Here is a 1,165-nt window from a genome sequence, read left to right on the forward strand (position 1 = left end):
ACAATCGGATCCGTCGCCATTCGCGTCTGAACGACGAGGCACCAGCGGTATTTGCTAAGCAGTTTGAGCTAGAAAATTAGAAATAAACCCAAAGCGTGGTGTCCGTGATTGACGCAGCCCTCATTAATTAATAATATTGGTGCGAACCATTTTTGTGCTGAGGCCGGAGAGAATGATGTGATCTCAGATCATTCTTTTTCCGGTGATGTAATGGAAAACTAGACCCTTGTAACTAAATACGCTGAGCTAATGAACTAACAGCCCCGCATGCGGAGCTTTTCCCTTAGCAAGCACTTTAATATTTGTCGATTCCAAAGTTAATTTGTACTGAGACTGGAATTTAATAGATTTATTACAACGGTATTGCCTAGTGCAGAAGAGGACAAGTTATGGAAGTCTTAGAATCAAAAGCAGTCTTAATTAACGCACCAGAATTTTTTGCCGATACTGAGTTTCAAACTTGGCTTAATAATGGTAAATCAAAGTTTACATGGCACTGCTTGGGTAAAAAACCATCAGACATGTCTGATGTAGTTGTGTTAGTTGACCCCGAGTTGAATGGGGAAGGAGCGGATAGTGATATGCCTGAACATATTTGGGAGCAAATTTTGACGGTTTGCCGTTCAAAATTTAAACCTAAGCTATATATGCCTCACATCCTCGTTCGCTTAACCAATATCAACTAAGGCTAGATATCGTCTGTTATCCTTTTTTCAAATTGTGGTGCTGCAAAATGGTAATAGATCATTTGTTTTGCAGCATGGGCCAGCACCACAAATTTCAAGCAAGCCAATTGTCAATAAAAGGGGATGCACCGGCTATCGATGAGCAGTTTATGGCGGGTGTCTTTGCTACTAATGGGATGATTGAGGTTATTAGCTCTTCTGATGAAGAGATTGCGCAAGCAAAGGATGGGGATGACTTAATATTTACTCACAATATTATTTTCTTCGTAGTGGAAGTAGACGGTGAATCGGAGCAGGCCATGAGAGATGCAATTTTGAGTTGTATTGCTCTGATAGTCGAAGGTGATGGTGATCTGGTAATCCCCCCATTTTTAAGCGCACTTAAAAGTAGAGGTCAGGCATGTAATGCCAGTTTTTGTTTCGGGGTGATACCGCCCAATCCCATATGCGGACGTTCGTTATTGTAAGTCCAAAGCCAT

At 41.5% G+C, this 1,165-nt stretch carries 2 protein-coding genes; one reads left to right on the forward strand and one right to left on the reverse strand.

Translation table 11 applies throughout. The features are described from left to right. Window positions 1-389 precede the first annotated feature (389 nt). A complete protein-coding gene (locus tag R6242_RS22215; protein ID WP_318431075.1) occupies window positions 390-686 on the forward strand; it encodes a hypothetical protein in 297 nt (98 codons plus the stop codon). A gap of 394 nt (window positions 687-1,080) precedes the next feature. Here R6242_RS22215 and R6242_RS22220 read toward each other — a convergent pair. After that, the coding region (locus R6242_RS22220; RefSeq protein ID WP_318425489.1) for an integrase core domain-containing protein at window positions 1,081-1,165 on the reverse strand (85 nt) is incomplete at its 5' end.

Origin of the sequence: Iodobacter sp. CM08 (genome assembly GCF_033446605.1) — a bacterium.
Lineage (GTDB): Bacteria > Pseudomonadota > Gammaproteobacteria > Burkholderiales > Chitinibacteraceae > Iodobacter.